This window comes from Variovorax sp. 22077 (assembly GCF_052044195.1).
GTDB lineage: Bacteria > Pseudomonadota > Gammaproteobacteria > Burkholderiales > Burkholderiaceae_C > Variovorax > Variovorax atrisoli.
This window is the reverse complement of record NZ_JBQEQC010000032.1, coordinates 56,991-63,420: the sequence shown is the minus strand read 5'-3', so window position 1 is coordinate 63,420 and position 6,430 is coordinate 56,991. Positions and strand designations below refer to the sequence as shown.

4 protein-coding genes are annotated in these 6,430 nt (G+C 69.4%); 2 read left to right on the top strand and 2 right to left on the bottom strand.

Annotation, left to right across the window (positions count from 1 at the left end; all coding sequences use genetic code 11):
• Window positions 1-91 precede the first annotated feature (91 nt).
• On the top strand, window positions 92-3,397 hold the full coding sequence (locus tag ACTJLF_RS31505) for an efflux RND transporter permease subunit (protein ID WP_440884632.1): 3,306 nt from the start codon (window positions 92-94) through the stop codon (window positions 3,395-3,397).
• An 18-nt stretch (window positions 3,398-3,415) separates the two neighbouring features.
• The gene (locus ACTJLF_RS31500) at window positions 3,416-4,891 is read left to right on the top strand and encodes an efflux transporter outer membrane subunit (RefSeq protein WP_132750535.1); all 1,476 of its coding nucleotides are present in this window, start codon (window positions 3,416-3,418) and stop codon (window positions 4,889-4,891) included.
• A gap of 39 nt (window positions 4,892-4,930) precedes the next feature.
• Here ACTJLF_RS31500 and ACTJLF_RS31495 read toward each other — a convergent pair whose 3' ends face one another.
• Both ACTJLF_RS31495 and ACTJLF_RS31490 read right to left on the bottom strand, forming a co-directional pair.
• Window positions 4,931-5,296, bottom strand: a complete 366-nt coding sequence (locus tag ACTJLF_RS31495; RefSeq protein ID WP_126185987.1) for an SPW repeat protein — start codon at window positions 5,294-5,296, stop codon at window positions 4,931-4,933.
• A gap of 88 nt (window positions 5,297-5,384) precedes the next feature.
• Window positions 5,385-6,389, bottom strand: coding sequence for a phosphotransferase enzyme family protein (locus tag ACTJLF_RS31490; protein WP_440884631.1), 1,005 nt, complete (start codon window positions 6,387-6,389; stop codon window positions 5,385-5,387).
• Between the last annotated feature and the right edge of the window lie 41 nt (window positions 6,390-6,430).

Genomic DNA, 6,430 nt, shown 5'->3' with positions numbered 1-6,430 from the left:
TTGGCGAAGCAAAAGAAAGTGAGTCGGCCGCCGGGCCGAGACCCGGCCCCGGGAAACAAGCGCTCAGCATGCTCCCAGAAGGAGCAGCGAGATGAATCTATCCCTACCCTTCGTCCGCCGCCCCATAGGCACAGTCCTCCTGACCATAGGCATAGCCCTGGCCGGCATAGCCGCCTTCTTCGTCCTCCCGGTCTCCCCCCTGCCACAGGTCGACTACCCCGTCATCTCCGTCAGAGCCTCGATCCCCGGGGCCAGCCCCGAAACGATGGCCACCAGCGTCGCAACCCCGCTGGAACGCCACCTGGGCACCATCGCAGGCGTCAACGAAATGACGTCCACCAGCTCGGTGGGCTCCACCCGCGTCACGCTGCAGTTCGACCTCAGCCGCAACATCGACGGCGCGGCCCGCGAAGTGCAGGCCGCGATCAACGCGAGCCGCATCGACCTGCCGGCCACGCTGCGCAGCAATCCGACCTACCGCAAGGCCAACCCGGCGGCGTCGCCGGTGATCATCCTGGCGCTCACGTCGAAGACGAAGACGCCGGGCCAGATCTACGACGCGGTGTCGAACATCGTGAGCCAGCGCCTGTCGCAGGTCGATGGAGTGGGCGACGTCGAGATCGGCGGCGGCTCGCTGCCGGCGGTGCGCATCGAGCTGCTGCCGTTCGCGCTGAACCGCTACGGCATCAGCACCGAGGACGTACGCGCCGCGATCCAGGCCTCGAACGCCAACCGGCCCAAGGGCATGGTGCAGGGCGAGGGGCGCAAGCTGCAGATCTATACGCAGACGCCGGCGCTGCGCGCGAGCGACTACGCGCCGATGGTCATCGCCTGGCGCAACGGCGCTGCGGTGCGGTTGCAGGACGTGGCGGAGGTGGTCGACGGCGTGGAGGACACGCGCACGCTGGGCCTGTTCAATGGCGAGCCGGCGATCATCGTGCTGATCACGCGGCAGCCTTCGGCCAACATCATCGAGACGGTCGACAGCGTGCGCGCGCTGCTGCCCGAGCTGCAGGCGCAGCTGCCGCCGGACGTGACGCTGCAGGTCGCATCGGACAGCACCAATTCCATCCGCGGCTCGCTGCGCGAGGTGGAGTTCACGCTGATCATCTCCGTGATCCTGGTGGTGCTGGTGGTGAGCCTGTTCCTGCGCAGCGCGCGCGCGACGGTGGTGCCGGCGGTGGCGACGGTGGCGGCGCTGCTGGGCACCTTCGGGGTGATGTACCTGCTGGGCTTCAGCCTGAACAACCTGAGCCTGATGGCGCTCACGGTGGCCACCGGCTTCGTCGTGGACGACGCGATCGTGGTGCTGGAGAACACGAGCCGGCACATCGAGTCGGGCATGACGCGCATGAAGGCCGCGCTGCTTGGCGCGAAGGAAGTGGGCTTCACCGTGCTGTCGATCAGCGTGTCGCTGGTGGCGGTGTTCATCCCGCTGCTGTTCATGGGCGGGCAGGTGGGGCGGCTGTTCCGCGAGTTCGCGGTGACGCTGTCCGCGGCGGTGCTGATCTCGCTGGTGATCTCGCTGACCACCACGCCGATGATGTGCGCCTGGCTGCTCAAGCCCGGCGGCGAGCACGACAGGAACAAGCCGCAGGGCAGGCTGGGCCGGATGGCCGCGCGCAGCTACGACTGGGTGCTCAAGCGCTACGAGCACAGCCTCGACTGGGCGCTCGACAGCAAGGCGCTGGTGATGCTGATCCTGGTGGCGGTGGTCGGGCTCAACGTGTACCTGTTCAGCGCGGCGCCCAAGGGCTTCTTCCCGCAGCAGGACAGCGGCCAGCTCAACGGCGGCCTGCGCGCCGACCAGAGCATCTCGTCGCAGGCGCTCGCCGAGAAGCTGCGGCAGGTGGTCGACATCATCCGCAAGGACGAGGCGGTCGACACCGTGGTGGGCTTCACCGGCGCGGGCCGGGCGGGCGGCGGCTTCATGTTCGTGAACCTCAAGCCCGCCAACCAGCGCAAGGACAGCGGCCTGGCGGTGATCGCGCGGCTGCGCCCGCAGCTCAACCAGGTGACCGGCCTGCGCGTGTTCCTGGGCACGGTGCAGGACGTGCGATCCGGCGGCCGCGCCAGCAACTCGACCTACCAGTACACGCTCAAGAGCGACAACGTCGCCGACCTTCGCACCTGGGCCGTGAAGCTGGCCGACGAACTGAAGCTGCAGCCGTCGCTGACCGACATCGACACCGACCAGGACCAGAACGGCGTGGAGACGGTGGCCAAGGTCGACCCCGACAGCGCGCGGCGGCTGGGCCTGACGTCGACGGCCATCGACAACGCGCTCTACAACGCCTTCGGCCAGCGGCAGGTCGCGACCATCTACACGGAGCTGAACCAGTACCACGTGGTGATGGAATGGGCGCCGCGCTACACGCGCAGCCCCAACTCGCTGGCCGACGTGTACGTGCCGGCCACCAAGACGTCGGTGGTGGGCGGGCAGACCGTGACCACGCAGGTGGCGGCCAGCGGCACGTCGAGTGCTTCTTCTTCGTCGTCGACGGCATCGAAGTCGTCCTCGTCCGCGGCGTCCTCTTCGTCTTCTTCTTCGAGCACGGCCACCGTGCCGGTCTCGGCCAATGCGGCGCTGCGCAATGCATCGACCGGCAACGTGCTGAGCAACACGGCCACCGCGCTCGTGCCGCTGTCGGCGGTCGCGAAGTTCGAGGAGCAGTCGGTGGCCACCTCGGTGAGCCATGAAGATGGCGAGCTGGCCACGACCATCTCGTTCAACCTCGCCGAAGGCGCCAACCTGGGCGACGCGCGCGAGGCCATCGCCAAGGCCGAGGCCAACATCGCCATGCCCACCAACGTGCGCGGCGCGTTCGCAGGCACGGCGGCGAGCGCGCAGCAGTCGCAGGGGCAGCAGGCGATGCTGATCCTGGCGGCGCTGATCGTGATCTACATCGTGCTGGGCATCCTGTACGAGAGCCTGGTGCATCCGATCACGGTGCTCTCGACGCTGCCTTCGGCCGGCGTGGGCGCGGTGCTGGCGCTGCTGATGTTCCGCATGGAGTTTTCCATCATCGCGCTGATCGGCGTGTTCCTGCTGATCGGCATCGTGAAGAAGAACGCGATCCTGATCATCGACTTCGCGCTCGAAGCCGAGCGCTCGCGCGGCCTCACGCCGATGGAGGCGGTGCGCGAGGCCTGCCTGCTGCGCTTCCGTCCGATCCTGATGACGACCCTGGCGGCCGCGCTGGGCGCGCTGCCGCTGGCCATCGGCTTCGGCGAGGGCGCCGAGCTGCGCCGGCCGCTGGGCGTGGCCATCATCGGCGGGCTGATCGCGAGCCAGCTGCTGACCCTGCTGACGACGCCGGTGGTCTACCTGCTGCTCGACAAACTGCGCCGCCGCGGCACCAACGAGCGCGAGCTGAGCCGCGTGACGCCCGCCTGAGCGAGAAACGACAACGACATGAACGCACTGTTTTCTCCCACCTCCCGCTTTTCGCTTTCGGCGCTCGCGCTGGCCGCCTTGCTCGCGGGCTGCGCTGTCGGCCCGCGCTACCAGCAGCCGGCCACCGCCGCTTCGCCCAACTGGAAAGAGCAGAAGGCCGCCGAAGGCTGGCTGCCCGCGGCCCCGGCCGACGCGCTCGACCGCGGCGAGTGGTGGAAGCTCTTCGGCGATGCCACGCTCGACGACCTGGCCGGCCGCGTGCAGGTGTCGAACCAGAACATCGCCGCGGCGGTGGCCAACTACACGCAGGCCCAGGCGCTGGTGCGCGGCGAGCGCGCGGCGCTGTTCCCGTCGGTGTCGCTCACCGGCAGCGGCAGGCGCTCGGGCACGGTGGGCGGCAGCAGCACCTCGAGCCCGTCGAACAGCTTCACGGCGTCGCTGGGCGCGAGCTGGACGCCCGATGTCTGGGGCCGGCTGCGCGAGGCGGTCAGCAGTGCGCAGGCCAACGCACAGGCCAGCGAGGCCGACCTGGCCGCGGCGCGGCTCTCGGCCATCGGCGACCTGGCGACCAGCTATTTCTCGCTGCGCGAGGCCGACGCCGAGATCGTGCTGCTCGACGAGACCATCCAGGGCTACCAGCGCGCCTTCGAGATCACGAGCAACCGCTATGCCGCCGGAATCGCCGCGCAGACCGACGTGCTCCAGGCGCAGACGCAGCTTGTGAACGCCAAGGCCGACCTCGTGGGCCTGCAGCGCACGCGCGCCACCTACGAGCACGCGATCGCGGCGCTCATCGGCGTGGCGCCGGCCGACTTCAGCCTGCCTGCCGCCAAGTGGACGCCCACGGTGCCGGGCGTGCCGCTGGGCGTGCCTTCGACGCTGCTGCAGCGCCGGCCCGACATCGCCGCGGCCGAGCGTTCGGTGGCGGCGGCCAACGCGCAGATCGGCATCGCGCGCGCGGCCTACTTCCCCAACATCGGGCTGACCGCGTCGGTCGGCAGCACCAACGTCAGCCGAGTGAAAGACCTCTTCAGCTCTTCCAACACGCTGTGGGGACTGGGGCTTTCGGTGGCGCAGGTGGTGTTCGATGCGGGCGCGATCGCGGCCAATGTCGATTCGGCGAAGGCGAGCTACGAATCCAGCGTGGCGCGCTACCGCCAGACGGTGCTCACCGCCTTCCAGGCGGTGGAAGACCAGCTGACCGCGAGCGCCACGCTCGCGCAGCAGGAAGGCCTGCGCCGCGAGGCCTCGGCCGCGGCGGACAAGACCGAGCAGCAGCTGCTCAACCGCTACCGTGCCGGGCAGGTGAGCTACACCGACGTGGTCACGGCCCAGGCTGCCGCGCTCAGCGCGCGCCGCACGCTGGTGCAGTTGCAGGTCAACCGCCAGACCACCGCCATCGCGCTGATCCAGGCGATGGGCGGCGGCTGGCAGGCCGGGTGGATGGATGGCGCCGCGCAGGCGCAGCCGGTCACCTCGCCCGCCACGCAGTGAGCGCGGCGAGCATCGGTGCCCGGCCGGCGCGGGCCGTCGTCAATGCGCCGGGCGGTCGATGGTGTGGCCCAGGTAATCCTTGTCGGTCACCAGGACCCACAGCGCCAGCACCAGGATCACCGCGGCCACGAGCACCGCGTTGACCATCGCCGTCTCGTTGCTGCGGAACCCGAGCACCCAGGGCGACACCGCGAGACAGGCTGCCAGCGCGACCTCGGTCCATTCTTCCCACTGTCGGGGCACGAAGGTCGCACCCAGCGCCACCGCGCCGAGCACGATGCCGGTCGCCACCATCGTCCACATGGCGGCGGTCATGCCCGAAAAGCCCAGGACCCAGGGCGAGACGATCAGCCAGGCGCCGGCGGCGGCGTTGACGGGGTCTTGCCAATGCTTCACTTGCTTCATGGTCATTGCCTCCTGTCGCGACAAGGCGCCGCGACAGTTTTTTGACCTGCGCCGCCGGTGCAGGGTTCCTGCCGGTGCGGCGTCGCGCCTAGAGTGGCAACTCCAATGTTTCCCACTTGCGCAGCATGGCCAGCTGACGGCGGAGGTAGTCGGTGGGCATCGCCTGTGAGCCCCAGACCGGGATGCGGCCGGCGTATTCGCCGAGCAGCCAGAACTGACGCGCCGCCATGAAGCGGGGAATGGCGGCGAGGTCTGCGTCGGGCACCGGGCGGGTCTCGCGATAGGCGTGAATGAAATGGCGCCATTGCTGGGCGGCTTTGTCGCCCAGGACGCCATCCGCCGTGCGGGGATGAAGTATCCACGGATAGACGGCGAGCTCGTAGGCAAGGTAGCCCGGGCCTGCCTCGTCGAAGTCGAAGAACACGGCCTGGCGCCGCCCATGCGCATCGTCGTCGACGATGAAGTTGTTGCTGCCATGCGCGTCGCCATGGCAGAGCACATCGCCGAGTTCGCCCAGGCCCAGGATGGCGGCATGCAGGCGCTCGCCGAGCTCCTCGAACTGCGGGCGGAGCTCGGCCGTCATGGTCGGCGCGCGCAGCAGGCCTTGCAGCGGCCGCAGCAACAGGTAGTCGAGGTCCAGGCGATAGAGGCTTGCCGGGCCTCGGTAGCTTTCGCCTGCGGTGTGCAACGAGGCCAGTCCGTGGGCGAAGGCTTCGATGTCGGGGGCGGCGTCGCCGGTGAATTCGCCGCTCAGGTGCTCGAACAGCATCAGCGCGCGCGGGCCTTCGGGCAGCGGCGCCTCGATGGCGATCTGGCCGTCGGCGGTCGGCACGCAGCGCGAGACACGGCAGCCCGTGCGCGACAGGTGGTCGAGCGCGGCCGCCTCGAACTGCAGGTTGGGGCCGCCGCGAGGCCGGTCGGCGCTCAGCCGCGCCACCACGCGGCGTCCGTCGGCAAAGCCCAGCCGGTAGACCTGGTTGAAGCTGCGCCGTAGGAACTCGCTCTCGACCACCTTGCCGAGGCCGTAGCGTTCCTCCACGAGCATCGCGATGCTGGCGGCGGTCGGCGTGGATTGCGCGATTTCGAGTTCCATCCCCGGCTCCCCTTGGAAAAAAGGGCGCGATTATGCAGGCC

Bases quoted from the DNA above. Each gene is read 5' to 3' on its own strand.
- ACTJLF_RS31505 (WP_440884632.1), top strand. From the start codon at position 92: ATGAATCTATCCCTACCCTTCGTCCGCCGCCCCATAGGCACAGTCCTC.
- ACTJLF_RS31500 (WP_132750535.1), top strand. From the start codon at position 3,416: ATGAACGCACTGTTTTCTCCCACCTCCCGCTTTTCGCTTTCGGCGCTC.
- ACTJLF_RS31495 (WP_126185987.1), bottom strand. From the start codon at position 5,296: ATGAAGCAAGTGAAGCATTGGCAAGACCCCGTCAACGCCGCCGCCGGC.
- ACTJLF_RS31490 (WP_440884631.1), bottom strand. From the start codon at position 6,389: ATGGAACTCGAAATCGCGCAATCCACGCCGACCGCCGCCAGCATCGCG.